General features: G+C 68.4%; 21 protein-coding genes. 14 read left to right on the top strand and 7 right to left on the bottom strand.

The genetic code is table 11. The annotated features are described in order from the left end of the window. Window positions 1–150 precede the first annotated feature (150 nt). Entirely contained in the window at window positions 151–1,221 is a 1,071-nt protein-coding gene (locus ABD243_RS02765) for a phosphatase PAP2 family protein (protein WP_344361841.1), read from the bottom strand. Window positions 1,222–1,603: 382 nt separating this feature from the next. Between ABD243_RS02765 and ABD243_RS02770 the strand changes: the two genes are divergently transcribed. The 5 genes from ABD243_RS02770 (at window position 1,604) to ABD243_RS02790 (ending at window position 9,765) form a co-directional block, all read left to right on the top strand. Then, entirely contained in the window at window positions 1,604–2,686 is a 1,083-nt protein-coding gene (locus tag ABD243_RS02770) for an o-succinylbenzoate synthase (protein WP_344361843.1), read from the top strand. 140 nt (window positions 2,687–2,826) lie between these two features. Continuing rightward, a complete protein-coding gene (locus tag ABD243_RS02775) occupies window positions 2,827–4,923 on the top strand; it encodes a PhoX family protein (RefSeq protein WP_344361846.1) in 2,097 nt (698 codons plus the stop codon). A 155-nt stretch (window positions 4,924–5,078) separates the two neighbouring features. Next, the gene (gene argS, locus ABD243_RS02780) at window positions 5,079–6,899 is read left to right on the top strand and encodes an arginine--tRNA ligase (RefSeq protein ID WP_344361848.1); all 1,821 of its coding nucleotides are present in this window, start codon (window positions 5,079–5,081) and stop codon (window positions 6,897–6,899) included. Continuing rightward, a complete protein-coding gene (gene menD, locus ABD243_RS02785; protein ID WP_344361850.1) occupies window positions 6,896–8,617 on the top strand; it encodes a 2-succinyl-5-enolpyruvyl-6-hydroxy-3-cyclohexene-1-carboxylic-acid synthase in 1,722 nt (573 codons plus the stop codon). The genes argS and menD overlap by 4 nt, the downstream gene beginning before the upstream one ends. Window positions 8,618–8,805: 188 nt before the next feature. Then, a complete protein-coding gene (locus ABD243_RS02790; RefSeq protein WP_344361852.1) occupies window positions 8,806–9,765 on the top strand; it encodes a hypothetical protein in 960 nt (319 codons plus the stop codon). Window positions 9,766–9,862: 97 nt separating this feature from the next. Here ABD243_RS02790 and ABD243_RS02795 read toward each other — a convergent pair whose 3' ends face one another. From ABD243_RS02795 to ABD243_RS02810, 4 genes are all read right to left on the bottom strand, one after another. After that, entirely contained in the window at window positions 9,863–10,639 is a 777-nt protein-coding gene (locus ABD243_RS02795; RefSeq protein ID WP_344361854.1) for an amino acid ABC transporter ATP-binding protein, read from the bottom strand. Beyond that, a complete protein-coding gene (locus ABD243_RS02800) occupies window positions 10,636–11,607 on the bottom strand; it encodes an amino acid ABC transporter permease (protein ID WP_344361856.1) in 972 nt (323 codons plus the stop codon). Before ABD243_RS02800 ends, ABD243_RS02795 begins: the two co-directional genes overlap by 4 nt. 38 nt (window positions 11,608–11,645) lie before the next feature. Then, window positions 11,646–12,596: an ABC transporter substrate-binding protein gene (locus ABD243_RS02805; RefSeq protein ID WP_344361858.1), complete on the bottom strand. Its 951-nt coding sequence runs from the start codon at window positions 12,594–12,596 to the stop codon at window positions 11,646–11,648. 207 nt (window positions 12,597–12,803) lie between these two features. Then, window positions 12,804–14,201, bottom strand: coding sequence for an isochorismate synthase (locus ABD243_RS02810; protein WP_344361860.1), 1,398 nt, complete (start codon window positions 14,199–14,201; stop codon window positions 12,804–12,806). Between the two features lie 153 nt (window positions 14,202–14,354). On the opposite strand from ABD243_RS02810, the gene ABD243_RS02815 reads away from it, so the two are divergent. The 4 genes from ABD243_RS02815 to ABD243_RS02830 all read left to right on the top strand — a co-directional run bounded on the left by ABD243_RS02815 (window position 14,355) and on the right by ABD243_RS02830 (window position 18,926). Then, complete coding sequence (locus tag ABD243_RS02815) at window positions 14,355–15,146, top strand: demethylmenaquinone methyltransferase (protein ID WP_344362099.1); 792 nt, start codon at window positions 14,355–14,357, stop codon at window positions 15,144–15,146. Window positions 15,147–15,158: 12 nt separating this feature from the next. After that, window positions 15,159–16,535 (top strand): geranylgeranyl reductase family protein, encoded by a 1,377-nt coding sequence (locus ABD243_RS02820; RefSeq protein ID WP_116765216.1) that lies wholly within the window; start codon window positions 15,159–15,161, stop codon window positions 16,533–16,535. After that, complete coding sequence (locus tag ABD243_RS02825; protein ID WP_091251256.1) at window positions 16,532–17,632, top strand: polyprenyl synthetase family protein; 1,101 nt, start codon at window positions 16,532–16,534, stop codon at window positions 17,630–17,632. Before ABD243_RS02820 ends, ABD243_RS02825 begins: the two co-directional genes overlap by 4 nt. Before the next feature lie 472 nt (window positions 17,633–18,104). Then, window positions 18,105–18,926: a DUF559 domain-containing protein gene (locus ABD243_RS02830; RefSeq protein ID WP_344361864.1), complete on the top strand. Its 822-nt coding sequence runs from the start codon at window positions 18,105–18,107 to the stop codon at window positions 18,924–18,926. 115 nt (window positions 18,927–19,041) lie between these two features. Here ABD243_RS02830 and ABD243_RS02835 read toward each other — a convergent pair whose 3' ends face one another. Beyond that, window positions 19,042–19,470, bottom strand: coding sequence for a hypothetical protein (locus ABD243_RS02835; RefSeq protein ID WP_116765213.1), 429 nt, complete (start codon window positions 19,468–19,470; stop codon window positions 19,042–19,044). Window positions 19,471–19,490: 20 nt separating this feature from the next. Beyond that, entirely contained in the window at window positions 19,491–20,156 is a 666-nt protein-coding gene (locus ABD243_RS02840; RefSeq protein WP_344361866.1) for a trimeric intracellular cation channel family protein, read from the bottom strand. Between the two features lie 61 nt (window positions 20,157–20,217). On the opposite strand from ABD243_RS02840, the gene ABD243_RS02845 reads away from it, so the two are divergent. The 5 genes from ABD243_RS02845 (at window position 20,218) to ABD243_RS02865 (ending at window position 26,066) form a co-directional block, all read left to right on the top strand. Beyond that, window positions 20,218–20,964 carry a sirohydrochlorin chelatase gene (locus ABD243_RS02845; RefSeq protein ID WP_344361869.1) on the top strand — a complete coding sequence of 249 codons (747 nt, stop codon included), beginning with the start codon at window positions 20,218–20,220 and terminating at the stop codon, window positions 20,962–20,964. A gap of 131 nt (window positions 20,965–21,095) precedes the next feature. After that, complete coding sequence (locus tag ABD243_RS02850; RefSeq protein WP_344361871.1) at window positions 21,096–22,841, top strand: nitrite/sulfite reductase; 1,746 nt, start codon at window positions 21,096–21,098, stop codon at window positions 22,839–22,841. Continuing rightward, window positions 22,805–23,590 carry a phosphoadenylyl-sulfate reductase gene (locus ABD243_RS02855; RefSeq protein ID WP_425547112.1) on the top strand — a complete coding sequence of 262 codons (786 nt, stop codon included), beginning with the start codon at window positions 22,805–22,807 and terminating at the stop codon, window positions 23,588–23,590. Before ABD243_RS02850 ends, ABD243_RS02855 begins: the two co-directional genes overlap by 37 nt. Next, window positions 23,587–24,654: a sulfate adenylyltransferase subunit CysD gene (gene cysD, locus ABD243_RS02860; protein ID WP_344361874.1), complete on the top strand. Its 1,068-nt coding sequence runs from the start codon at window positions 23,587–23,589 to the stop codon at window positions 24,652–24,654. Before ABD243_RS02855 ends, cysD begins: the two co-directional genes overlap by 4 nt. Beyond that, window positions 24,654–26,066, top strand: coding sequence for a sulfate adenylyltransferase subunit 1 (locus ABD243_RS02865; RefSeq protein WP_344361877.1), 1,413 nt, complete (start codon window positions 24,654–24,656; stop codon window positions 26,064–26,066). Before cysD ends, ABD243_RS02865 begins: the two co-directional genes overlap by 1 nt. Window positions 26,067–26,119 lie beyond the last annotated feature (53 nt).

Consider the following 26,119-nt stretch of genomic DNA (forward strand, 5'->3'; position numbering starts at 1 on the left):
GTTCCGTGCGGGGGCACTTTGAAGGGCTTTTCGGTGGCGACGCCGGGTATCCCCGGCGTGTCCGTGTCATAGCGCCCCCGGACGGCGCCACCGGACGGCGCCCCCGGACGGCGCCCCCGGGTTAGCCAGGCGGCCTATGCACCCTCGCTGCTACGCGTCCCGCCGTCGTGCGGCAAGGCCGAACAGCCACACGGCCGCCACGGTGGCGAGGTAGCCCGCGATGACAATCAGGGACGTCCCTGCCCAGAAGTAGCTGGTGGTGCTGATCTCCTGCCCACCCGGACCGATGCTCAGCAAGGCGTAGGCTGCCACCCCGGCCGCGGCAAGTCCGGTGAGTACGGGGAGCGCCACCCATATCCTGGCTGAGGCCCAGTGCTCCCCGTAACCGTCCCAGACGTTCCAGCGCGGGCCGGTGCGGATGATCAGCCAGCCGGCCGGGAGCATGAACGCCCCCACCACGAGGAACGCCGCGACGACGTCGGCCGGGCGGTGCCATTGGTTGATCAGGGTGGAAACGCCGGTGGCGACGGCGAAGCTGCCGCCCAGATAGCCGGCAAGAGGCCGCCAGCGCGGCGAGACCATGAGGAAGACGGCGGCGGCGGCCGAGGCCGCCATGGTGGTGTGGCCGGAGGGCAGCGAGTTCAGCTCCAGTGTCTCGACGCCGCGGTACGGCCGGACCGGGAGCAGGTCCTTGAGGATCTGCGTGGCCAGGTTGGCGCCCACGCAGGCCGCAATCGCGATCCCGGCTGCAGCCCAGCGTCGCCTCAGAATGGTGACGAAGATGACCACGATTGACGCGATCACGACACAGAGCGCTGGCAGCCAGTCCAGCAACTTGGTGGCGGCTTTGCCCGCGGTTCCGCTGAGCGCCACCGCTTCCACAAGGGCGGACTCGTCAATGAACTGGCCCGTGGTGGTGCGGACAAAGAAGAAATAAGTTGCGGCCAGCCCGGCGATGCAGGCGACAGTGGCCAGAACGAACAGGGCGGCCGTGCCCCTGCCCGGAGACCACCGCGCCCGCGGATCCGGAGTCGTGCCGGCCCGGGTCTTGGGGGCCTGAGTCTTCGTTGCCCGGGCCCTTGGCGCCCGGGCCGCTGGCGCGGAGGTCCTGGGCGCCTGGGCCTGAAGGACCTGCGTCTCCGGGATCTGCGTCTCAGGGATTGGTGTTCCAGAGACTGGGGCAGACGGGTCCCGTGGGGTGGGTTCCTGCCGAAAAGTCATGCCATCAAGGCTCCCACAGAACCCTGCACGCCACCTGATGGACCGGACGCGCGGCGCGAGGGTAGTGTCCGGACAAAAAACGAGTACACACTACTCGTGCCATGCCGGAACGAGATTCGTAGAGTCGACAGTGCCGGCGCGGCTTGTCCCCGGCAGTACGCTCCTTGAGCGGGGCCGGCGGAGACGAGTTTCCTGGTCCAGGAACTCACCCCCAGTCGACGCCGGCCCAATCAAGGGCCCCGCCCCAATCAGGGCCCCGACCCAATCAAGGGCCCGCTTCCCGTGTCAGCGTCTCAGCCCGGCATATGGGTTCACGGCGTCCCAGTCCGGAACGTTCCAGCCCAGAGCATCCCAGTACAGAGCATCCCAGTACAGTGGCATCATGCCCGCCCATTCCCTGGACCCACAGCCTTTGGACCCACATTCCCTGGACCCCCTTGCCGCCGGCACACCGCCACATTCCGATGCATCCCTGCCCGGCCTTGATGAGCTCCTTGCCGGTTCCCATGTGGTGAGCCTGCCGATGCGTGTGAAGTTCCGGGGCATCCTGCAGCGCGAGGCCCTCCTGCTCCGCGGCCCCCTGGGCTGGGGCGAATTCTGTCCCTTCCCGGAGTATGAGGATGCCGAGGCCTCCCGCTGGCTTGCGGCCGCGATCGAGGCCGGGTGGTCAGGGTTCCCTGCGCCGTTGCGGGACAGCATCCCGGTCAACGCCACAGTGCCTGCCGTGCCGGCACACCGGGTGCCCGAAGTCCTGGCCCGCTTTGGTCGGGTGGACGCGGTCAAGGTCAAAGTTGCCGAGCGCGGCCAGAGCCTCGACGACGACGCCGCCCGGGTGGCGGCCGTCCGGGAGGCGTTGCCGGATGCCGCGATCCGGGTGGACGCGAACGGCGGCTGGGACGTGCCCGAGGCCGTCACCGCACTGACGCGGCTTGCCGCCGTCGGACTCGAATACGCCGAACAGCCCGTTCCTGATATCGCGGGCCTCGCCGAAGTCCGCCGCCGGCTCCGGGCCGCCGGCGTCCCCGTCCTGATAGCCGCTGACGAGAGCGTGCGCAAGGAGGACGACCCCCTCAAGGTGGCACGCGCCGGCGCCGCGGACCTGATCGTGGTTAAAGTCGCACCGCTCGGGGGAGTGCGGCGCGCCCTTGAGATTGTGGCGCAGGCGGGGCTCCCCGCCGTCGTGAGTTCCGCGCTGGACACTTCCGTGGGAATCCGGGCCGGGCTGGCCCTCGCCGCCGTCTTGCCGGAGCTGCCCTATGCCTGCGGCCTGGGGACGGTGTCCCTGCTCGCCGCGGACGTCACGCACGACTCCCTCGTTGCCGACGACGGCGCGATCACCCTCCGCGACGTCCGCCCGGCGCCGGAGCTCCTGGCCGCTCATGCCGCCTCTCCGGAACGCCGGGACTGGTGGCTGGAGCGGCTGCGGCGCGTGCACGCGGTGCTGGCCGCTCCGCCCGTCCGGTAGGGCACAGCGTCGGGTAGGGCCACGGGGCCGGTAGGGACAGCGCCGTTCACCGCTTCTTCACCCGGGGGACGGCTTCGCGTAGCCCGTGGCTGGAAGGGTGGGTGCCACCGCACCGCACGCACCCCTTGGAAGGTCTCTCCATGCCCGCATCCTCCGGACGCACCTTTTCCCTGCTCCCCATGCCTGGCCACACGAAGGGCAAACGCAGCCCCGTCACGTGCGCGCTCAAATGCGACAACGCCTGTTCAGGCGAGGTCTGCAACACCAGCAGCAACAGCTACTTCCGGGACATCGCCTCCGCCACGATGTCCCGCCGCGCCGCACTCGGCTTCGGCGCCGCCGGCGCGCTCGCCGTCGTCCTCGGCAACACGGTGACGTCCGCCGGCACGGCAGTGGCGGACGGCGGCCCGGGCCTCGCGGCCGCCGCCAAAGACGGCTTCGGTGCATCCAAGCTGCAGTTCACGGCCATCGCGCCGGTGGACGCCGCCGTGGACAAGCTCACCGTCCCCGCCGGCTTCACCTGGCAACCGGTCATCCGCTGGGGCGACCCGCTGTTCAACGACTCCCCGGCGTTCGACGTCGACCACCAGAGCGCGGCCGCACAGGCCCGCCAGTTCGGCTACAACAACGACTACACGGACATCCTGCCGATCGACGGCTCCAAGGACCGCCGGGCAGTGCTCTTCACGAACCACGAATACACCAACGAAAACATCATGCTGCCGGCCGGGTTCGACGCCGCCGAGACCCGCGCGATCGGCCGGGCCGCCCACGGGCTCACCGTCGTGGAACTGGAGCGGAAGAACAAGAACAAGCCCTGGAGCTACGTCAAAGGCGCCGGACTGAACCGCCGCTTCCTGACCGACACCACCTACGAACTGGACGGCCCGGCTGCGGGATCCGCCCTCCTGAAGACCACCGCCGATCCCTCCGGCCGGGCCATCAAGGGCACCCTGGGCAACTGCTCCGGTGGAACCACGCCGTGGGGCACCATCCTCTCCGGCGAAGAAAACTTCAACGGCTACTTCGCCGCGCCCGGAACGTCCGACTCGGACAAGCGTTACGGACTGACCAGCAAGCCCACCGCGCGCCAGTGGGAACTGGATGACCCGCGCTTCGACACCCGCAACCCCGGCTACGAGAACGAGGCCAACCGCTTCGGCTGGATCGTGGAAGTTGACCCGTTCGACCCCGCGTCCACGCCCCGCAAGCACTCCGCGATGGGCCGCTTCAAACACGAGGGCGCCAACGTGATCGTCGCCAAGTCCGGTCACGTGGTGGCCTACATGGGCGACGACGAACGCTTCGACTACCTCTACAAGTTCGTCTCGGCCGGAACGTACCGCCCCGGCACGACGGCGGAGGACCGCAAGAACAACCTGACGCTGCTCTCGGAGGGGGACCTCTACGTTGCCAGGTTCACCGGCAACTCCGCGCCGGCAGAGTTCGACGGCTCCGGGAAACTCCCCGCCGACGGCGCATTCGACGGCTCCGGCGAATGGCTGCCGCTCGTTGTGGGCGGGCAGTCAAAGGTGGCGGGGATGTCCGTGGAGGAAGTGCTGGTCTACACGCGCCTCGCCGCAGACAAGGTTGGCCCCACGAAGATGGACCGCTGCGAAGACGTCCAGCCCAGCCTGCACACCGGCAAGGTCTATGTGGTCTGCACCAACAACACGGACCGCGGCAAGACCGGCAAGGAGGGCGCCACCGAGGTTAACCCCCGCACCCTGAACCGCGACGGCCACATCGTCGAAATCACCGAGACCGGGGACCAGACGTCCACCACGTTCGGCTGGAACCTGCTCATGGTCTGCGGGGATCCGGCCAGGAACCCCGCCGCCTACTTCGCCGGATTCCCGCCCAGCCAGGTCTCGCCGATCTCCTGCCCGGACAACGTGGCCTTCGACTCCGTGGGCAACCTGTGGATCTCCACCGACGGTGCGCCGTCCAGCATCGGCTACGCCGACGGGCTCTTCAAGGTCACCCTGGACGGTGCCGACCGGGGCAAGGTGGAGCAGTTCCTCGCCGTCCCGCGCGACGCCGAGACCTGCGGCCCGGTGATCCACGACGACGAACGGACGGTCTTCGTTGCCGTTCAGCACCCGGGGGAGGAAGGCACCTTCGCCGACCAGCACTCCTACTTCCCGGACTACGTCGCTGCCGGAGCGACGCCGAAGCCAGGCCAGGCGCGCGCCCCGCGCCCGTCTGTGGTCCAGGTGCTCCGCGCCGACGCCTAACCACCTTTCGGGCCACAGCAACGCGGGGTCACTTCACGCCCATGTGACTTTGCCCGCCCTGCATGGGCGATATCTGACCCCGCGTTGCTTCTGAGTGCGTTGCTCCTGAGGGCGGGCGAGCATCGGGGGAGGGCTCCTACTGATAATTTGGGACTGTGAATAATCCGGCTGAATTGGTTGTCCCCAGAGTCCAGGCTGCAATTGCCACCGCGTTCGGCGAAGAGTTCCGGCAGACGGACCCGGTGGTCAGGCCCTCCCAATTCGCCGACATCCAGATCAACGCCGCCATGGCCCTGGCCAAGAAGGCCGGCCTGCCGCCGCGGGATGCCGCGGCAAAGATCGTGGATGCCCTGAACCTGGACGGCATCTGCACCGGCGTCGAAATTTCCGGGCCCGGCTTCATCAACCTGAGCTTTGACGGCACGTGGATCGAGGAACTGCTCAACGCTGAGGCGGCCGAAGCCGCGTCCAAGGCCACCGCCGTCACGCCCGCCGCAGCACCGCAGCGCGTCGTCGTCGACTATTCCTCCCCGAACGTCGCCAAGGAAATGCACGTCGGCCACCTGCGCACCACCGTCGTGGGGGACAGCCTGGTCAAGGTGCTCGAGGCCCTCGGCGACACCGTGATCCGGCAGAACCACATCGGCGACTGGGGCACCCCCTTCGGTATGCTGATCGAGCACTGGCTGGAGATCGGCGAGGACTCCCCGGAAGCGGCGCTGCTGGTGGATGACCCCAGCGCGTTCTACCAGGCTGCCCGGGCAAAGTTCGATTCCTCCGCCGCCGACGCGGACGGCTTCGCCACCCGGGCCCGGCTCCGCGTCGTTGCCCTCCAGGGCGGCGACGAGGAGACCTTCGCGGTCTGGCAGCGGCTCGTTGCCCAGTCCAAGCGCTACTTCAACGCCATTTACTCCATGCTCGGCATCAGCCTCACCGATGACCACATCGCCGGCGAAAGCTCCTACGACGAGCATCTGGCACAACTGTGCCAGGAGCTTGAGGAGCGCGGCCTCGCCCGGATCAGCGACGGCGCCCTGTGCACCTTCCCCGACGGCTTTTCGGGCCGCGACGGGCAGCCGCTGCCGCTGATCATCCGCAAGTCCGACGGCGGCTACGGCTACGGCACCACGGACCTCGCCACCATCCGCTACCGGGTCCGTGAGCTGGGGGCAGACCGCGTCCTCTACGTCGTGGGTGCCCCGCAGAACGTGCACCTGCGGATGGTCATGGCCACCGCCCGGGACGCCGGCTGGCTTCCGGACACGGTCGAGGCCGTCCACGTGCAGATCGGCAACGTGCTCGGCGAGGACGGCAAGATCCTCAAGTCCCGCTCCGGCGCCCCGGTGAAACTCATGGCCCTGCTCGAGGAGGCCGTGGACCGCGCCCGCGCCGTCATCGACGCCAGCCGGCCCGAGCTCAGCGACGAGGAACGCGCCGTGACCGCCCGCCAGGTGGGCATCGGTGCCGTCAAGTACGCCGACCTCTCCACCGGCCACGACACCGAGTACGTCTTCGACTTCGACCGCATGCTCGCCCTCAGCGGTAACACCGGACCCTACGTGCAGTATGCGGCCGCACGGATCCGGTCCATCCTGCGCAAGGCCGGGGTTCTGGAGCAGTTCACCGACGGCGGCGCTGGCGGCACTGTCGCCGACGGCACTTCCGCAGCCGGCGCCCGGGCCGGCGGTCCTGCCACGGCGATCGCCGTCGTCGAACCCGCGGAACGTGCGCTGGCCCTGCACCTGCTGGAGTTCGACACGACGCTGAACAAGGTCCGGGATGCGCTGGAGCCGCACCGGCTCTGCGGCTACCTCTTCGAGCTCGCCCAGCTGTTTACCTCCTTCTACGACCAGTGCCCGGTACTCAAGGCCGAGGAGTCCGTCCGGGAGTCCCGGCTGGCCCTGTGCGCCCTGGTGCTGCGCCGCTTGTCCGGCGGGCTGGAGCTGCTGGGCATCGAGACGCCGGAGAACATGTGACCTCCGCCGGCGCGTCCTCGGCGTCCGGCCTGTCCGCGGTGGAGGCGGCGCGCATCGCCGTCAGCACCCTGCTCGACGCCGGGGTGCGCCAGGTCGTGGTGTCCCCGGGTTCCCGCTCGGCGCCCATGGCCTATGCCTTGGCCGAAGCCGAAAGCGCCGGCCGGGTGGAGCTGCTGGTCCGGATCGACGAGCGCTCGGCAGGCTTCACGGCCCTCGGCCTCGCCCTCTCCACGGGGGCCCCGGTCGCCGTCCTCACCACCTCCGGGACCGCCGTCGGCAATCTCCTGCCGGCAGTGATGGAAGCAAACCACGCCGCGGTGCCGCTCGTGGTCCTCTCCGCCGACCGGCCCGAGGAACTGCGCGGGACCGGGGCCAACCAGACCACCGTGCAACTGGACCTGTTCGGCGAGCACGTTCGCTTCGCCGTCGACGTCCCTGCGGGCAGCGATCCGCAGCGCGCGGTGGAAACCGCCCTTAGTGCCGCCACCGGAGCCTTCGAGGACACGCCTCCCGGGCCGGTCCAGCTCAACCTGGCCTTCCGCGACCCGCTGGTCCCGGCGGAGGGCGACGCCCTGCCCGCAGCGGCCGGGCGCGGTGTCTACCGGGCCGCCCAGAATCCCCTGGCGCTGGACTTCCCGGCCGCGCCACCGGCCCTGCCGGAGCGGCGCACCGTCGTGCTGGCCGGGCACGACGCCGGCCCGGTCGCCGAGGCCTTCGCCCGCGCGCACAGCCTGCCGCTGCTGGCCGAACCCTCCTCCAATGCCCGGTTCGGCCCCAACGCCGTCGGGCCCTACCGGCTGCTGATTGACCACTTCGGCGCGGACTCCGCCCAGCCGATCGAACGCGTGGTCCTCTTCGGCCGGCCGACGCTCTCCCGGCCGGTCAGTGCGCTCCTGGCCAGGGCGGACGTGCCGTCGGCCCTGTACCAGCCCGTCCCCGTGGCCTGGTACGAACCCGGCCGGCGGACCGAACTGCCACTGGAAAGCCTCGCGGACCTGGCGGAGTTCGCCGGGCGCGGGTCTGCCGCGTGGCTCGATGCCTGGCTGATGGCAGGTGCCGCCGCGCAGCGCGCCGTGGACCTGGTCCTTGCCGCGTCCCCGGCTGCGACCGGGCCGTCCGTCGGCGCCGAGGTCTGGAAACACAGCCGCGGGCAGCTGGTGCTGGGCTCGTCGAACGGGATCCGCGACGTCGACCTCGCGGGGGCACCGCCCGCTGAACCGCAGGCCACCATGTTCGCCAACCGCGGCCTCGCCGGGATCGACGGCACCACGTCCACCGCCACGGGCATCGCGCTCGGCGGGCGCCAGGAAACGACAGTGCTCATGGGTGACGTCACGTTCCTGCACGACGCCGGCGGGCTCCTCCTCGGTGCCGGGGAGGCCGAACCCCTGCTGCGCATCGTGGTGCTCAACGACGCAGGCGGTGCCATCTTTGGTCTCCTGGAGCACGGCGCGGTGGCCGCGGCCGGGCGCTACGGCAACGCCGTCGAACGCCTCTTCGCGACCCCGCAGCGGGTGGATCTCGCCGCGCTGGCGGCCGCCTACGGCGTCGCGCACCGTCTGGTGGGCACTACGGCGGATCTCGCCGACGCGCTGTCCCGCCCGGTGGAAGGCCGCAGCATCATCGAAGTGCGCACGGACCGGCACAGCCTCGGGAAACTGCACCGCGCCATCCGGGCCGCCGTCGAGGCCGCCGTGGAAGGCGTCCCGCAGGCCTAACCCGGTTTTCGACGCGCAAAATACCCACCGACGCGTTTCGTGCCCTGCGACGCGCAAAATACCCACCGACGCCGGAAGACCCGCCGCGACGGGTAAGTTGCGCGTCGCAGAACGGAATGCGCGTCGGGTTGTCCACACCCGGGCGGTAGGTCATGGCGCCGCCGCCCCCGGGCTGCGATCTTCGTTCCATGAAGGAACTACCAAGGCTGATCCTGGCCCGTGAGCATGTCCAGCAGGGCCTCACACCGAAAAAGCTCGCCAAACGCTGCCGGTCAGGGGTGCTTGTTCGCGTGCGTCAAGGCGTCTACGTCGATGGGGAGGCGTGGCGGGCGCTGCAGCCTTGGGAACAATACCGGCTCCGGGTTAGCGCGGCGGCGGAGGCATTCACGGCACCGACAGTCTTTGCCAGGCACTCAGCCGCGTCCGTGTGGGGAGTTCCAACCATTGGACAGCGCCATCCGGTCCATGCCCTGACGCTTCAGAACGCTGGCGGACGCTCGCGTGCAGGAGTCCAGCGGCACTACGCGGCCCCGGACGGTCTCAAGGTGTTCCGGCGCGAAGGCCTTCTGGTCACGGGGCGGGTCCGCACGGTGTTGGATCTCGCTGCCTTTACACCGTTTGCCCAAGCCATTGTTCCCTTGGACCATGTACTCCGGCCGGACGCAGCCCAAGGGTTGCCCGCGCTCTCCAAGGAAATGCTGCTGGCGGGTGTCGAGGGCAATTACACAGCGGCGGCTGCGCTGCGGATCAGGACTGCCGTGGAGTTCGCGGATCCGCGGTCCGGGTCCCCTGGCGAGTCGTACAGCCGCGGGCTCATGTGGGTGGCCGGCTTCCAACCGCCGGAACTTCAGCACGAAGTCCGGGACAGCGCCGGTCTCGCGGGCTACACCGACTACTACTGGGAAACTGCACGGCTGGCGGGCGAGTTCGACGGCGTCGAGAAATATCTGAAACCCGAATACCTTCGGGGCAGGACCGCATCGCAGGCCGTCGTGGACGAGAAAGAGCGGGAAAACCGGATCCGGGCGATGGGGCTCCGGGTGGTGCGGTGGGTCTGGGCGGACCTCATGGAGCCCGGCCGGCTGGAACAGAAGCTGGCCGCGTTCGGTGTGCCCCGCCGTCGAGCCCGTTCGGCCGTGTGGCCATGACGCGCAATCTGTCCCACGACGCGCAAATGCCCTGTCGCTACCCGAATAACGGTAGCGACAGGGCATCTGCGCATCGATAGGCGCCTTGCGCGTCGGGCTACAGCACCCGGCTCAGGAACTCCTTGGTGCGGGGGTGCTGCGGGTTGGCCAGGACCTCGCGCGGGTCGCCCGACTCCACGACCACGCCGCCGTCCATGAACGTCAGGCGGTCGCCGACTTCGCGGGCGAAGCCGATCTCGTGGGTCACCACGATCATGGTCATGCCGGACTTGGCGAGGTCCTTCATCACGTTCAGGACGTCGCCCACGAGCTCGGGGTCGAGCGCGGACGTGGGCTCGTCGAAGAGCATGAGCTCGGGGTCCATGGCCAGGGCCCGGGCAATAGCAACACGCTGCTGCTGGCCGCCGGAGAGCTGGTTCGGGTAGTGGCCGGAGCGGTCCGCGAGACCCACGCGGTCCAGCAGCTCCAAGGCACGCTTCCGTGCCACTGTCTTGGACTGGCCTTTGACCTGGACCGGAGCTTCCATGATGTTCTGCAGCGCGGTCTTGTGCGGGAACAGGTTGAAGCGCTGGAACACCATACCGATCTCGCGGCGCTGGGCGGCGATCTCCTTGGCCTTCAGGTCATGGAGCCTGCCCTTGACCTCGCGGTAGCCGATCAGCTCCCCGCCCACGGAAATGCGTCCGGCGCTGATGGTCTCCAGCAGGTTCACACAGCGAAGCATGGTCGACTTGCCCGAACCGGACGGGCCGATCACCACCGACACCTCGCCCTGGTTGACGTTCAGGTCGATCCCGCGCAGCACGTGGTGCTGGCCGTAGTACTTGTGAAGGCCCTCGATCTGTACCAGCGGTTTCTCAGTGGTGATCGTCATTTCGCCTCCTCCTCGGGGAAGTCCATCTTGAGTGCCGGCTCGGCGTCGGCGCTTGGGGCCACGGCCGCGGCAGCCTTGGCCGCTGCGGGGTTCACAGTGGCGGGGGCCCGGTTGTCCACGCCCTTGCCGTAGTAGGCCTCGATGAAGTGCTGGCCCACCATCAGGAGGCTGGTGATGACGAGGTACCAGATAGCCGCCACGATCAGCAGGGGAACCGGCAGGTACGTCCGGTTCGCCAGGGCGTTGGTGGCAAAGGTGAGGTCCAGGGTGAAGGGCACGGCCAGGACCAGCGAGGTGGTCTTGAGCATGCCGATGGTTTCGTTCCCGGTCGGCGGCACGATTACCCGCATCGCCTGCGGCAGGATGATCCGCCACATGATCTTGGTCTTGCCCATGCCCAGAGCCTCGGCGGCTTCCATCTGGCCCTGGTCCACGGACTTGAGCCCGGCCCGGAAGATTTCCGCGAGGTAGGCGGATTCATTGAGGCCAAGGCCCAGGATCGCCGCCACCGTTGCGGTGACCACCGTGCTGGTGTCCACGCTGAACATCTCCGGCCCGAACGGCACACCGGCGCTGATCTTGGGGTAGAGAACGGCGATCAGGCCCCAGAAAATCAACTGGGTGTAGACCGGGGTGCCGCGGAAGAACCAGACCCAGGTCCAGCTGGACCAGCGGAATACAGGGTTCTCCGACTGCCGCATGAAGGCCAGGAGGATGGCCAGAATGATGGCCAGGATCATGGAGGCAACCGTTAGGACCAAGGTCCAGACGACACCCTGGACCACTTTGGTGTCCAGGATGTAGGCGCCCACGACGTCCCAGCGGAAATTGGGGTTCGTGAACAGGCTCTGCAGGAAGAGAGCCAACGCGCCGATAATGATGACGGCGCTGATCCAGCGGCCGGGGTGCCGCACCGGCACCGCCTTATTTAGTACTGGTGCTGTGTGGCTGTCCTGATGGCTGTCCATCTGTACACCTGATTTGTGATTGGTTGTGGGGATGCTCATTAGCCGACCGCCGGGTTGACCTCGGACTTGGTGATGGCGCCGTCGCCGTTGCCCCAGCCCTCAAGGATCTTCTTGTAGGAACCGTCCTGCATCAGCTTGGTGAGAGTCTTCTGGACGACGTCGGCCAGAGCAGTATCGGACTTGGCGACGGCGATGCCCTGGGGAGCGGAGTCGTAGACATCGCCCAGCTTCTCGAGCTGGCCGTTGGTCTGGGTCAGCGCGTAGCCGATGATGGGGGAGTCGGCTGCCATCGCATCGATGCTGCCGTTGACCAGGCGGGTGGTGATATCCGTCTGGGTCTTCAGCGTGACGATGTTGATGGGCTGCTTGCCCGCGTCGACGCACTTCTTGTTGCGGCCCGAGAGGTCCGGATCTTCCTGGACGGTACCGGTCTGGACGCCGATGGACTTGCCGCACAGGTCATCCAGGGAAACCTTCTTCGGGTTGCCCTTCTGCACGGCCCAGGCGGTGCCCGCGTTGAAGTAGCTGACCATGTTCACCGCGGCGAGCCGCTCCGGGTTGATCGTGAACGAGGAGATGCCGAGGTCGTACTTCGGGCCGAGGGCCGGAAGGATGCCGGTGAATTCGGACGTCTGGACCTGGACCTTCAGACCCAGTGCCGCGCCGATCGCCTTGGCGATGTCGACGTCGTACCCCACCGGGGTCTGGCCGTCGGTGCCGAGGAATTCGGCCGGGGCGTAGGAGGTATCCGAGCCCACGGTCAGGGTGCCCTTGGACTTGATCGCGTCAGGGACCATGGCCGCCAGGGCGTCGTCCTTCTTGACCGTGCTGGGGTCGAAGCTGGCGGCGGCACTGCCGGAAGCGGTAGCCGCCCCGGAGGTGCCGGTCTCTGAAGCGTTCGTGCAGGCCGTCAAGGCCAAGGCGCTCACAGCAAGGACCGTGGCGGCCTTCAGCGCGGGGTTGCTCAGGAGCGAACGGGAGATCTGCATTTTATTACCTTTTGTTGCCGAAGGGATGCGTTACGAGGCCGGTCTATAGTGTAGCGCCGAACATGAGATGTGCGTCACAGAAAACTAAGTTTCACTATTGGATAACAAAACCAGACCCAAAAGCAACGTCCAGAATGCTCGAACTGTCTGGAATCCCGGATTTCTTCCGAATGTGACGGCCCGACGGCGCCGCAGACCCGGCCCAGGCTAGCTGCTGATGCCGAGCGACTCGAGCATCGGGCGGAACTTCGCCCAGGTCTCGGCGAGCTCGGTCTCGGGCACCGAGCCATCCACCACGCCGCAGCCCGCGTACAGCCGGACCGTCTGCGGGGATTCGATGACCGCGCCCCGCAGCGCGATGCCCCATTCGCCGTTGCCGGCGGCGTCAAGCCAGCCGACCGGCCCGGCGTACGGGCCGCGGTCCAGATGCTCCAGCTTGCGGATCAGTGCGCCGGCGACGGTGGTGGGAGTGCCGCAGACCGCCGCCGTGGGATGCAGTGCGTTGATCAGGGCCAGGCACGTGGGGACGTGGCCTTCCACCTCGGCGAGCTCCGCCTTCACATCCGAGGCCAGGTGCCACACGTTGGGGAGTTCCAGGATGAACGGCTCGCTGTGCGCGTTCATGGCCTCGGAAAACGGGGCCAGCTGTGTAGTCAGGGACTGGATCGCGATGTCGTGTTCGTGCCGCTGCTTCTCGGAGCCGGCCAGCACGCGTTCGGCGAACTCCAGCGGGGAGCCTGCCATGCCGTCGGCGTCGCGGCGGTCCAGGGTGCCGGCCAGGACGCGGGCCTGTGCGGTGCGGCCCTCCACCTGGATCAGCATCTCCGGTGTGGCCCCCACGAGACCGTCCACCCCGTACGTCCAGCATTCGCGGTACCGCGCGGAGAGTTCGCGCAGGACCTGCGCGGCGTTGACGCCGGTGGGGACGGTTGCCACGATGTCCCGGGCCAGTACCAGCTTCTCCAGGGCGCCGGTCCGGATCTCTTTGACCCCGGCGGCGACGGCGGCCATCCAGTCTTCCTCGCTGAGCGAGCCGGTGTGCAGCGTTGCGCCGGCGGCCAGGGGCAAAGGGCGTACGACGGCGGCGCCGGCCTGCGCGGCTCCCGGCGCCGGGTCGTCCACGGCGCCGTCCACCACAGCGCCGTCGGCGCTGCCATTGTCCTCCGCCGCCCGGCCGCTGCGAAGCCAGCGGTCCAGGGCGGCGCGGGCGCCGGCTTCGGTGAGTTCGCCGTCGTCGAACGTGAGCTGGGTGAGCCAGGCCTGGCCGTCGCGGAGCCCCACAACGATTTCGGGGACCAATAGGCGGGACTCGTGGGCGGAAGCCTTGGAGAAGGCGAACGAGCCGAAGGCGACCGGTCCGGTGCCGGGGCAGTCGACGGCGTCCTCGATGTCCGCCTCCAGGACCAGGTGCCGCCACCAGATGTCCGCTTCCAGGAACCGCTCGGGGCCGGTGGCGGTGAACCGGGCGATCTCGCCGAAGCCCACGAGCCCGGCCTCGCGGCGGGTCCAGCAGAGGACGTCGTCCCGGACCAGAAACGACGGCAGGCCCCCGGGGAAAGTTTCGGCATCGAGGGGGACTGTCAAGGTGCGGAACGTGCTCGTCATGATGGCATAACACTAGCCCGTGATCGTCCCGGCCGTGGATATACGGGGTTTGGCGGGCCCTCGACGCGGCGGCCGCGGCCGTTGCCGCAGGTGAAAGCGGCGATGGTTGGCGGCCCGTTCGTGGGGGAGCCGATCATTTGAGACAATGTCATGGTGAACCGAGCATCCTTGGATAAGCGTCCGGACGAAGTAGCCACGATGTTTGACGACGTCGCCCCCAAATACGACGTCGTCAACGATGTCCTGTCGATGGGGCAGACGCGCCGCTGGCGCAAGGTAGTGGTGGAGGCAGTGGGTGTCTCGGGCGGCCAGCGCGTGCTGGACCTCGCCGCCGGCACGGGCACGTCCAGCGAGCCCTACGCTGACGCCGGCATCAACGTCATCGCCTGCGATTTCTCCCTTGGCATGCTCAAGGTCGGCAAGCGCCGCCGCCCGGACATCGACTTCATCGCCGGGGACGCCACCCGCCTGCCGTTCGCGGACAACACCTTTGACGCCAGCACGATCTCCTTCGGTCTGCGCAACGTCAATGAGCCCAAGAAGGCCCTGGCCGAGATGCTGCGGGTCACCAAGCCCGGCGGCCGGCTGGTCATCGCGGAGTTCTCCCAGCCCGTGGTGCCGCTCTGGCGCACCATGTACACCGAATACCTCATGCGGGCGCTGCCGGCCATCGCCGTCAAGGTCTCGTCCAACCCGGACGCCTACGTCTACCTGGCCGAGTCCATCCGTGCCTGGCCGGACCAGGACCACCTGGCCGCGTGGCTGCAGGAGGCCGGCTGGGAATCCGTCACCTACCGCAACCTCAGCGGCGGCATTGTCGCCGTGCACCGCGCCCAGAAGCCGGCCGGCCCCGAAGCCGGCCACGCCGCGGGTGCAACGGCGCTTGCCGCCCACGCCGGACCGGTGGCCAAACTGCGCCGCAACATCACCCGGCCCGGACGTTAGCCGATACCTGCTGTGAATGTACTGATTGTCGGAGCAGGACCGGCCGGTTCCACCGCCGCCTACTACCTTGCCAAAGCCGGCATTGACGTCACGGTGCTGGAGAAAACCAGCTTTCCCCGCGAAAAGGTCTGCGGTGACGGCCTGACTCCGCGTGCCGTCCGCGAGATCCAGAAGCTGGGACTCCCGCATCCGGAAACCGAGGGCTGGCGCCGGAACAAGGGCCTGCGCCTGATCGCCGGCGGCCGCACGATCGAACTGCCCTGGCCGGAGGTCTCCGACTTCCCGCAGTACGGGCTGATCCGGACCCGCCTCGGCTTCGACGAGCAGCTGGCCCGGCACGCCCGGTCCGCGGGCGCCGTCGTGCTGGAGCGCCACAGCGTCACCGAGGCCCTGCGCTCCGAGGACGGCCGTGTCACGGGCGTCCGGGCCGCACTGCTGGACGACGCCGGGCGCAAGACGGGCGAAACGCGCGACTTCACGGCCGACGTCGTCCTTGCCGCGGATGGCAACTCGACGCGCACCGCCGTCTCGCTGGGCATCCGGAAGCGCGACGACCGGCCGCTTGGCGTGGCCGTGCGGACCTACTTCACCTCGCCCCGGCACGAGGACGACTGGATGGAAGGCTGGCTTGAGCTTCCCGGCCGCGACGGGAAGCTGCTGCCCGGTTACGGTTGGGTGTTCGGCGTCGGCGACGGCACTTCCAACGTGGGCCTCGGCATCCTGAACTCGTCCAAGGAATTCGGCAAGCTGGACTACAAGCAGGTCCTGCGCGAGTGGACCGCTGGCATGCCCGCGGACTGGGGCTTCACCCCCGAGAACCAGGTGGGGGAGATTCGCGGCGCAGCCCTGCCGATGGGATTCAACCGCACCCCGCACTATTCGCCGGGCCTGCTCCTGCTCGGCGACGCCGGCGGCATGGTGTCCCCGTTCAATGGAGAGGGCATCTCCTACGCCATGGAGTCCGCCCGCTTCGCCGCGGAGTTCATCATCGACGCCGCCGCCCGCTCCGCGTCAGCCGGCTGGGGGTCCGGGGCGGAGGCTTCCAGAGCCGCCGATGCGCACCTGGCGCGGTACGCCGACTATGTGCAGCAGCAGTGGGGCTCGCACTTCACGCTGGGCCGGGCCTTCGCCGCCCTGATCGGCAAGCCGGCGGTCATGAAACTGGCCCTCCGCACGGGCATGCCCATTCCTGTGCTCATGCGGTTCGTGGTCCGGATGCTGGCGAATCTGACCGATCCGGCCGCCAAGGGCTTCGAGGACAGGGTCATCCGGGTCCTGGAATCCCTGGTCCCCGCCACGTCCAACCAGGCCATGCCCACCACGGACAGCGATCCGCACTCCGGCACCAACTCCGCGGTTTCCGCAACTGAAGTTAGGGTTAACCCGTGACCAACTCTGCAGACCAAAGCTGGACGCACGCCGGACACGGCCTGCCGAGCTCTGAACCCAGCCTCAACACCACGGCGATCGCCACCGGCCTCCAACTGCCGGCAGGCTTCGCGGCCATCGCGGGCGACCCCGAACTCGGCCCCGCGATCACCACCAACCTGGCGCGGGTGGAGAAGAAGCTGCGCGAAGCCATTGCCAACTCCGATCCGCTGGCTGACGCAACGTCGCGTCACCTCGTGGAAGCCGGCGGCAAGCGCATCCGCCCGCTCCTGACCCTGCTGTGCGCCCACCTGGGCGACGCCTCCCGGCCCGCCGTGGTGCAGGCCGCCGTCGTCGTTGAACTGACGCACCTCGCCACCCTGTACCACGACGACGTCATGGACTCCGCGCCGTTCCGCCGCGGCGCACCCACTGCCCACGAGGTCTGGGGCAACTCCGTCGCCGTCCTGACCGGCGACCTCATCTTCGCGCGCGCCTCCATCCTGGTCTCGGAGCTCGGCTCGCGTGCGCTGGGCATCCAGGCACGGACCTTCGAGCGGCTCTGCCTGGGCCAGTTGCACGAGACCGTGGGGCCGCGTCCGGACGAGGACCCCGTGGCGCACTACCTCTCCGTCATCGCGGACAAGACGGGCTCGCTCGTGGCAGCCTCCGGCCAGCTCGGCGCAATCTTCTCGGGTGCAGACGAGGCCTACGAGGCCCTGCTGGTCGAATACGGCGAGAAAGTGGGCGTCGCCTTCCAGCTCGCCGACGACGTCATCGACGTCACCGGAATCAAGGTCAAGTCCGGCAAGTCGCCGGGCACCGACCTGCGCGAAGGCGTCCCCACGCTGCCCGTGCTGCTGCTGCGCAACGCCGCCCGTGACGGGGACCAGTCCGCCGTCGAACTCCTGAAGCTGATCGATGGCGACCTCAGCTCTGACGAGGCCCTGGCAGCCGCCGTGGCCGGACTCCGGGAGCACCCCGTCACCGCAGAATCGTGGGTGGTCGCGCGCGCCTGGGCCGAGGAGGCCATTGCCGCCCTTGCGCCGCTGCCTGAAGGCGTCGTCAAGGCCTCGCTGACGAGCTTCGCCCACGCGGTCGTGGACCGCAGCAGCTAGCCACCCCGCGACGTCGGCTGGCCGGAGTCGCCCGTTCTGCCGTTCTGCCGTTTGGGCTCTGCCGGCAATTCCGCTTGGGCGCTTCAGGCTTGCCGCTTCATCAACGGAATGGCCCCGGTTCCTCACAACGTTCGAGTCTTCCGTTGTGCCGCACCGGGGCCATTTCTCCGTTCGCATCAGATCCACCGGAGGCATTTGGTGAACCCAAGAAAGAGACTATGACAAGTTTGTAATGCTGTCTAGGGGTATCTGTAAATTAGTTGTCACAGTTTTTCGGTGTTGGGATTCCGTTGTCAGGACGCCGGGATGCCGATGCCGGTTCGGAATCTCCCACTTCTCGGGCAGACAACGCTGAAAAGCCTTGGGGCACGCCGTCAGCTGACCCCAAAGTTGGGGAGAATCGGCGTCGGGAGTTTCCACATACGCGTCCAAGCAGCTGTCGGTGGGCCCAGTTCCGGACTGTGCTGGGTTCATGGACCTCACCAGTTACCTCAGGTACGCCGGCTCGGTGGCCCGGACCGGGACGCTGTTGCAGGCAGGCTTCTCGGCGCGGAGCATCAGGAATGCGGTTGCGGCAGGGGAAGTCGCCCGCCTGCGCCACGGAATTGTGGCACAGGCGGGCGCGGCGCCTGACCTCGTGGCCGCGGTTCTGGCCAACGGCCTGCTGAGCTGCGTCTCGGCGACAACGCACCACGGGCTTTGGCGGCTCCACGCGCCCGAGCGGCTGCATCTCCTGTGCCAGCACGGCTCGGCAGCCGGTGCAGTCATCCACCGCGGTAGCGTGGTGCCGCCGGAGTTCCCCCGCCCCGTGGCCGGACTGACAGACACCCTGCTGCATGCGCTGCGATGCCTACCCCCGGTTGAGGCCGCCGTCATGGTGGAAAGTGCCCTGCTGCAAGGCCGCACGACACTCGGTTATCTCCGGCAGCGGCTGCCGGGAAACCGTAACGGGGCCGCCCGCGGAATCCTGGACCTGGTCGATGGTACGGCGGACTCTGCAATAGAGGTCGTCGCCAGGCTGCTGTTCAGGAGCCAGGGAATCTATACCCAGACGCAGGTGCATCTGCCGGGAATCGGCATTGTGGACTTTCTCCTGGAGGGATTCCTGATCGTGGAGATCGACGGAAGCACCCACCTTGAGCGCGCTCAGGTCAAGAAGGATCGGGGGCGGAACAACGCCAGCACCCTGGCGGGCTACGCCGTGCTCCGGTACGGGTACCAGGACGTGGTCTACAACCCGCAGAGGATCGTCGATGAGGTGTGGCAGGTGCTGCGCGGCCGCGTCATCCGCTGAACTCCCCCATGTATGAACTTCCGACGCCGCAGAACGCCGGCGGTTCGCCCCGATACTCCGGTGAAGGAGGCCAAACGTGGGGAGAACCGGCGGTCGATCTTCCGCAGGGCTCCGCCTAGTCTTCGTCCTCGTCGTTGAAGGCCCACTCGAACATGTCGAAGACGAATTCGGAGAAGGTCCCTTCCTCGCTCTTCCACTGGCCGCGGGCGTTGTTGCGGCGGTACACGATCGGATCCGGGACGCTGAGGTCCCCGACGCGGAAACCCCACGTGAACTGCTCTTCCTCGTCCTCGAGGAACATGAGGAAGCCCTCGTCATCGACTTCGAGCTCTTCCGGGTCCCAGAAATAGTGGTAGGCCTCCATGAGGTCCTCGCAGCCCCCGACGGCCAGGTAGAACTCGCGCAGGACCAGCGGGATCTGGAACTGGTGTTCGGCCAGGGCGGCGTCGAGTTCGTCGGCCGCGAGGCCGTCCTCTTCCTGCCATTCGTCTTCGAGATACTTCGGTACAAGCGCGCGGAATTTCTCGAGGAACATGTCAGTCATGGTCTTATCCTAGCTAATCCCTAGCGGCCGTTTTCCGCCGTGCCCAGGCCGAGCCGGTGCCAGCCGCGCACGGCCAGCGGGGCGTGCCAGTGGCGGCGCCATGCCGTGACCCGGAAGGCGAAGACGACGGCGGTGACGGCGGTGGCGGAGACCGCGGTGAAGGTTCCGGTGAGGGACAGGATCGCGGTGGAGGCCGCCCCGGCAAACGCCGGCAAGGCATAGATGTCCTTGGGGTCAAAAAGCTGCGGAACCTCGTTGGCAGTGATGTCGCGCAGCAGGCCGCCGCCCACCGCCGTCGTGACTCCCAGCAGGACGGCAGCCACGGGATTCATCCCGGCGGCCAGGGCCTTGAGGGTGCCGGTGATGCAAAACAGTGCCAGCCCGCCGGCGTCGAACAGGACCAGCAGCGAGGTGAAGCGCTGGACGCTGGAAAACAGGAAGTACACCAGGACCGTGGCGAGCAGGGGAGGTGCGAGGTAGGCCGGGTTGGTGAACGCGACCGGCGGCCCGGCGTTGATGATGATGTCGCGGATGACGCCCCCGCCCAGGCTCACCACCGAGGCCAGGAGCAGCGAGCCGATGATGTCGAACTGCTTCCGGGCCGCAAGTAGCGATCCGGAGACCGCAAAGAAGAAGACGCCGGCGAGGTCAAGCCAGACCAGGACAAGGCTGAAGGAGAAGGTCATGAAGCGTCCCGGTCGATAATTAGGCGGCGGATGGGGCGGCTCCAAGGTTACGCTAACGGCTATGAATAGCCCCATCCTGATCGCCTGCGCCCACGGCACGTCCAGCAAGCTCGGAGCCGCGGAGGTCAACGCGCTCCGGGACGGCATCGCCGCGCTCCGGCCCGGACTGGACGTCCGCGAGGCCTACGTCGACGTGCAGGACCCGGACCTGCCGGCCGTCGTGGCGGGGCTCCCGGCGGGGGAGACCGCCGTCGTGGTTCCGCTGCTGCTGAGCGTCGGTTACCACGTCAAGGTGGACATCGCCCGGGCCGTGAAGAGCCGGCCGGACACTCTTGCCGCCGCGCCGCTGGGGCCGGACCCGCGGCTGGCGGCGCTGTTGGATCAGCGACTGCGCGAGGCAGGCGTAACGGACAACGACGCCGTGATCCTCGCCGCTGCCGGGTCCTCCGACCCCAGTGCCTCCGGCAACGTCGAGGAACTTGCCGGACAGCTGCGCTCCCTGCGGTCCAACCGGATCGTGGCCGCGTACGGCGCGTCCGCCAAGCCCTCGGTGCCGGAAGCCGTGGCCATGCTCCGCGAGGAGGCCGCCGGGGGTGCTGGCGCGGGGGACTCGGCCGGAGGAGTGGACCTAGGTGGCCGGGTTGTCATCGCCTCCTATCTCCTGGCGCCCGGCTTCTTCCATGACCAGCTGGCCAAGGCTGGCGCGGACCTTGTGACAGCGCCGCTCCTGCCCTCGCCGGTCCTCGCCAGCATCGCCTTGGAACGCTACGACGCCGCGCTGGCCGCGGCCGGCCAACCCTTGGCCTGACTGTTCCGCCAGATGCACAGGCGGGCGGCTGGATCAAGGCTTTTCGGCGGTTCGTGACGAAATGTTTCCCTAGGTGACCTCCCGTTTCTGACCCTTTGTGACGGCATTACGGCCACCCCTACAGTCGATGCATGACTGATACAGCTCTAGCCGGAGCGTCCACGGACGAGGCTGCCGCCGGCCGCACCAAGCGACCCTCCCGCCCCGCCGCAAAGCCGCACGGGCAGTGGAAAGTGGACGGCACCACGCCGCTGAACGCCAACGAGACCTGGAAACAGGAAGACAGCGGCCTCAACGTCCGCGAGCGTATCGAGTCCGTCTACTCCAAGCACGGCTTCGATTCCATCGACGGCACCGACCTGCACGGCCGCTTCCGCTGGTGGGGCCTCTACACCCAGCGCAAACCCGGGATCGACGGCGGCAAGACCGCCACGCTTGAGCCGCATGAGCTCGAAGACAAGTACTTCATGCTCCGCGTACGGATCGACGGCGGTGCGCTCACCACCGAGCAGCTGCGCGTCATCGGCCAGATCTCCGTGGACTTCGCCCGCGACTCGGCCGACCTCACGGACCGCCAGAACATCCAGCTGCACTGGATCCGGGTCGAAGACGTGCCCGAGATCTGGCGCCGGCTCGAGGCCGTGGGGCTGTCCACCACGGAAGCCTGCGGCGACGTCCCCCGCGTCATCCTCGGCTCCCCGGTTGCGGGGATCGCCAAGGACGAGATCATCGACCCCACGCCGCTGATCCAGGAGCTCGCGGAACGCTTCATCGGCGACCCCGAGCTCGCTAACCTGCCGCGGAAATACAAGACCGCCATCACCGGCCACCCCAGCCAGGACGTGGTCCACGAAATCAACGACTTCGGCCTGGTGGGCATGGTCCACCCCGAGCTCGGCGCCGGCTACGACCTCTGGGTCGGCGGGGCCCTCTCCACCAACCCCATGCTGGCCAAGCGGCTCGGCGCGTTCGTCAAGCCCGACGAGGCCGCAGAGGTCTGGCTCGGCGTCACCAGCATCTTCCGCGACTACGGCTACCGCCGCATGCGCACCAAGGCGCGCCTGAAGTTCCTGATGGCCGACTGGGGCCCGGAGAAGTTCCGGCAGATCCTCGAAGACGAATACCTTGGCTTCAAGCTCTCCGACGGCCCCGCAGCGCCCAAGCCGTCCACACCCGGCGACCACATCGGCGTGCACGAACAGAAGGACGGCAAGTTCTTCATCGGCGCCACCCCGCTGGCCGGCCGGCTCTCCGGCAGCCAGCTCGTCAAGCTCGCGGACACCCTCGAAGCCCGCGGCTCGCAGCGTTTGCGCACCACCCCGCACCAGAAGCTCGTGGTCCTTGACGTGCCCAAGGACGAGGTCGAGCCCCTCGTGGCCGAGCTCGACGCCCTGGGCCTGTCCGCCCGGCCGTCCGTGTTCCGCCGCGGCACCATCGCCTGCACGGGCATCGAGTTCTGCAAGCTCGCCATCGTGGAAACCAAGGTCACGGCCGCCACCGCCGTCGCCGAGCTGGAACGCCGCCTGGCCGACCTCGCCGAGAGCAAGCAGCTGCCCCAAGCGCTGTCCCTGCACATCAACGGCTGCCCCAACTCCTGCGCCCGGATCCAGACGGCGGACATCGGCCTCAAGGGCATGATGCTGCCAACGCCCGACGGCGACCCGACGCCCGGCTTCCAGGTCCACCTCGGCGGCGGGCTGGCCTCCAACAGCCGCGAGGAGGCCGGCCTCGGCCGCACCGTCCGTGGCCTCAAGGTCTACGTTGAGGATCTCCCCGATTATGTGGAGCGCGTGGTCCGGAAGTTCGTCGCCGACCGTGCCGAGGGCCAGACCTTCGCCGAATGGGCCCACGCCGCCGAAGAGGGGGATCTCCAGTGACGAAGGCTCAGCCGCTGGGGGCGGCATCGCCTGCCAATGGCCCCGTTGCACTCCGCACTCACGAGGAGCTCAAGGCCCTCGCCGAGGCCGGCGCCGCCGAGCTCGGCTGGGACGCCCCGGCCCGTGACGTCATCGCCTGGGTGGCCCGCAATTTCGAGCTGCCCGCAGTGGCCGTCGCCTGCTCCATGGCCGACGCCGTCCTGCCGGCGCTCGTCGCGGACCAGCTCCCCGGCGTCGACGTCCTCTTCCTCGAAACCGGCTACCACTTCCCGGAGACGTACGCGACCCGCGACGAGGTGGCAGCCAACCTCCGCGTCAACGTCGTGGACGTCCTGCCGGAGAACACCGTGGAGCAGCAGGACCGGCTCTTGGGCAAGGACCTCTTCGCCCGCGACGCCGCCCAGTGCTGTGCCCTGCGCAAGGTGGCGCCCCTGCGCCGCACTCTCGCCGGCTACGAGCTCTGGTTCACCGGAGTCCGCCGCGACGAGGCCCCCACCCGCACCAACACGCCGCTGATCACCTGGGACGAGGCCAACGGCCTGGTCAAGGTCAACCCGGTGGCGGCCTGGACGTTCGACCAGCTGGTGCAGTACTCCGACGACAACCTCCTTCCCGTCAACCCGCTGCTTTCACAGGGCTACCCGTCCATTGGCTGCCAGCCCTGCACCCGCAAGGTAGCGCCCGGCGACGACCCCCGCGCCGGCCGCTGGGCAGGAACCGACAAGACAGAATGCGGACTACACGTATGAGAACTCAAATCACCAACGAGGACCTGGAGCTGTCTGTGCTGGACAACGACGCTGCTGAGACGCCGATTGCCGCCCGGGGAGTGGCATCGGGCCTGTCGGAGCCGCGCGCCGGGCTGATCGGAGATCAGCCGCGCGGCGCAGGGGCGGGGGCGGCAATCGGCGTCGCAGCCGGCCGCCTCTCCAGCCTCGACACCCTCGAGTCCGAGGCCATCCACATCATCCGCGAGGTCGTCGCCGAGTTCGAGAAGCCGGCGCTGCTGTTTTCCGGCGGCAAGGACTCCGTGGTCATGCTCCACCTGGCCACCAAAGCGTTCTGGCCCGGCAAGGTGCCCTTCCCGGTCCTGCATGTGGACACCGGGCACAACTTCCCCGAGGTCATCGAGTTCCGCGACCGCACGGTGGAGCGTCTGGGCCTCAAGCTCGTGGTCGGCTCCGTCCAGGAGTTCATCGACTCCGGCGAACTGGCCGAACGCGCCGACGGCACCCGCAACCCGCTGCAGACCGTCCCGCTGCTGGATGCGATCCAGCGCAACAAGTTCGACGCCGTCTTCGGCGGCGGCCGCCGCGACGAGGACAAGGCCCGCGCCAAGGAACGGATCCTGAGCCTGCGCGACGAGTTCGGCCAGTGGGACCCCCGCAACCAGCGCCCCGAGCTGTGGAACCTGTACAACGGCCGGCACACCGTGGGCCAGCACGTCCGGGCCTTCCCGATCAGCAACTGGACCGAACTGGATGTGTGGCGCTACATCGAGCGCGAAAACATCGAGCTGCCGGGCCTCTACTACGCCCACGAGCGCGAAGTCTTCGCCCGCGACGGCATGTGGCGCGCGGTCGGCGAGGTCTCCCAGCCGCGCAACCACGAGGAAGTCATCACCAAGACAGTCCGGTACAGGACCGTCGGTGACATGTCCTGCACCGGCGCCGTGGAATCGGCCGCCGCCACCGTGCGCGACGTCGTCATTGAAGTTGCCGCCTCCACCATCACCGAACGTGGCGCCACCCGGGCCGATGACCGCATCTCCGAGGCCGCCATGGAAGACCGCAAGAAGGACGGCTATTTCTAATGAGCACGGAAACTTTCCTCGCGGGCCCGGACCTGGCGTCCGCGGCGCTGCCCACCACACTGTTCCGTTTCGCCACCGCTGGCTCCGTCGACGACGGCAAGTCCACCCTCGTGGGCCGGCTCCTGCACGACTCCAAGGCGATCCTCGCCGACCAGCTCGACGCCGTCGCCCGCACCTCCGCGGACCGCGGCTTTGGGGGTTCGGCTGGCGGGATCGACCTCGCCCTGCTGACCGACGGACTGCGCGCCGAGCGCGAGCAGGGCATCACCATCGACGTCGCCTACCGCTACTTCGCCACTGACCGCCGCAGCTTCATCCTCGCGGACTGCCCCGGGCACGTGCAGTACACCAAGAACACGGTGACCGGCGCGTCCACGGCGGACGCCGTCGTCGTGCTCATCGACGCCCGCAAGGGGGTCCTGGAGCAGACCCGCCGGCACCTGTCCGTGCTGCAGCTGCTGCGCGTTGCCCATGTCATTGTGGCCGTGAACAAGATCGACCTCGTGGAGTTCAGCGAGGACGTGTTCCGCGCGATCGAGGCGGACGTCCAGCAGGTCGGCCGCGAACTCGGGCTTGGTTCCGACGGGGTTGCCGACCTCCTGGTCATCCCCGTGTCCGCGCTCGACGGCGACAACGTCGTCGACCCCTCGGACCGGACCCCCTGGTACGACGGGCCCGCCCTGCTGGAAGTCCTGGAGACCCTGCCGGCCGCCGACGAACTCGAAAGCCACCTGGAGAGCTTCCGCTTCCCGGTCCAGCTGGTGGTCCGGCCACAGGGTGCGCTGGCCCCCGACGCCGTCGCCGGCGGCCTGGATCCGGAGGCGTACCGCGACTACCGTGCCTACGCCGGCCAGATCACCGAAGGCTCCGTGAAGCTCGGGGACCAGGTCAGCGTCCTGACGCCGGGCCAGGCGCCGCGCACCACCACGGTCACCGGGATCGACTTCGCCGGCCGCGAGCTCGCCGAGGCGGCTGCCCCGCAGTCCGTGGCGCTGCGCCTGGCGGATGAGTTCGACGTCGCCCGCGGTGACACGATTGCGGCAGCAGGGACGGTTCGCGAATCCTCGGCAGACCTGTATGCCGCCCTCTGCTGGCTCTCGCCCAAACCGCTCCGGGAAGGCGCCAAGGTGCTGGTCAAGCACGGCACCCGCACGGTCCAGGCCCTTGTCCGGAACGTGACGGGCAAGCTGGACCTCGCCAGTTTCCAGCTGGAACCGACCACCACGCTGGAGCTGAACGACATCGGGCACGCGCAGCTTCGGCTCGCCGCTCCGCTTCCCCTGGAGAACTACCTGCACCACCGCCGCACCGGGGCGTTCCTCGTGATTGACCCGCTCGACGGCAACACCCTTGCCGCCGGCCTGGTCAACGACCACCCCGGCGACCACGAAGACGAGCGCTACTCGATCTAGGTCTTCTGTTACACGGGCGCAGCCTGTTTCCCTGCCCGCCGCCATGTGCCGCG

The sequence above is a fragment of the Arthrobacter humicola genome (assembly GCF_039531445.1).
Taxonomy (GTDB): Bacteria; Actinomycetota; Actinomycetes; order Actinomycetales; family Micrococcaceae; genus Arthrobacter; species Arthrobacter humicola.

Excerpts from the sequence above, each read along its gene's own strand:
- ABD243_RS02765 (WP_344361841.1), bottom strand. The coding sequence starts at position 1,221 with ATGACTTTTCGGCAGGAACCCACCCCACGGGACCCGTCTGCCCCAGTC.
- ABD243_RS02770 (WP_344361843.1), top strand. The coding sequence starts at position 1,604 with ATGCCCGCCCATTCCCTGGACCCACAGCCTTTGGACCCACATTCCCTG.
- ABD243_RS02775 (WP_344361846.1), top strand. The coding sequence starts at position 2,827 with ATGCCCGCATCCTCCGGACGCACCTTTTCCCTGCTCCCCATGCCTGGC.
- ABD243_RS02790 (WP_344361852.1), top strand. The coding sequence starts at position 8,806 with ATGAAGGAACTACCAAGGCTGATCCTGGCCCGTGAGCATGTCCAGCAG.
- ABD243_RS02795 (WP_344361854.1), bottom strand. The coding sequence starts at position 10,639 with ATGACGATCACCACTGAGAAACCGCTGGTACAGATCGAGGGCCTTCAC.
- ABD243_RS02800 (WP_344361856.1), bottom strand. The coding sequence starts at position 11,607 with ATGGACAGCCATCAGGACAGCCACACAGCACCAGTACTAAATAAGGCG.
- ABD243_RS02805 (WP_344361858.1), bottom strand. The coding sequence starts at position 12,596 with ATGCAGATCTCCCGTTCGCTCCTGAGCAACCCCGCGCTGAAGGCCGCC.
- ABD243_RS02810 (WP_344361860.1), bottom strand. The coding sequence starts at position 14,201 with ATGACGAGCACGTTCCGCACCTTGACAGTCCCCCTCGATGCCGAAACT.
- ABD243_RS02830 (WP_344361864.1), top strand. The coding sequence starts at position 18,105 with ATGGACCTCACCAGTTACCTCAGGTACGCCGGCTCGGTGGCCCGGACC.
- ABD243_RS02835 (WP_116765213.1), bottom strand. The coding sequence starts at position 19,470 with ATGACTGACATGTTCCTCGAGAAATTCCGCGCGCTTGTACCGAAGTAT.
- ABD243_RS02840 (WP_344361866.1), bottom strand. The coding sequence starts at position 20,156 with ATGACCTTCTCCTTCAGCCTTGTCCTGGTCTGGCTTGACCTCGCCGGC.
- ABD243_RS02845 (WP_344361869.1), top strand. The coding sequence starts at position 20,218 with ATGAATAGCCCCATCCTGATCGCCTGCGCCCACGGCACGTCCAGCAAG.
- ABD243_RS02850 (WP_344361871.1), top strand. The coding sequence starts at position 21,096 with ATGACTGATACAGCTCTAGCCGGAGCGTCCACGGACGAGGCTGCCGCC.
- ABD243_RS02855 (WP_425547112.1), top strand. The coding sequence starts at position 22,805 with ATGGGCCCACGCCGCCGAAGAGGGGGATCTCCAGTGACGAAGGCTCAG.
- cysD (WP_344361874.1), top strand. The coding sequence starts at position 23,587 with ATGAGAACTCAAATCACCAACGAGGACCTGGAGCTGTCTGTGCTGGAC.
- ABD243_RS02865 (WP_344361877.1), top strand. The coding sequence starts at position 24,654 with ATGAGCACGGAAACTTTCCTCGCGGGCCCGGACCTGGCGTCCGCGGCG.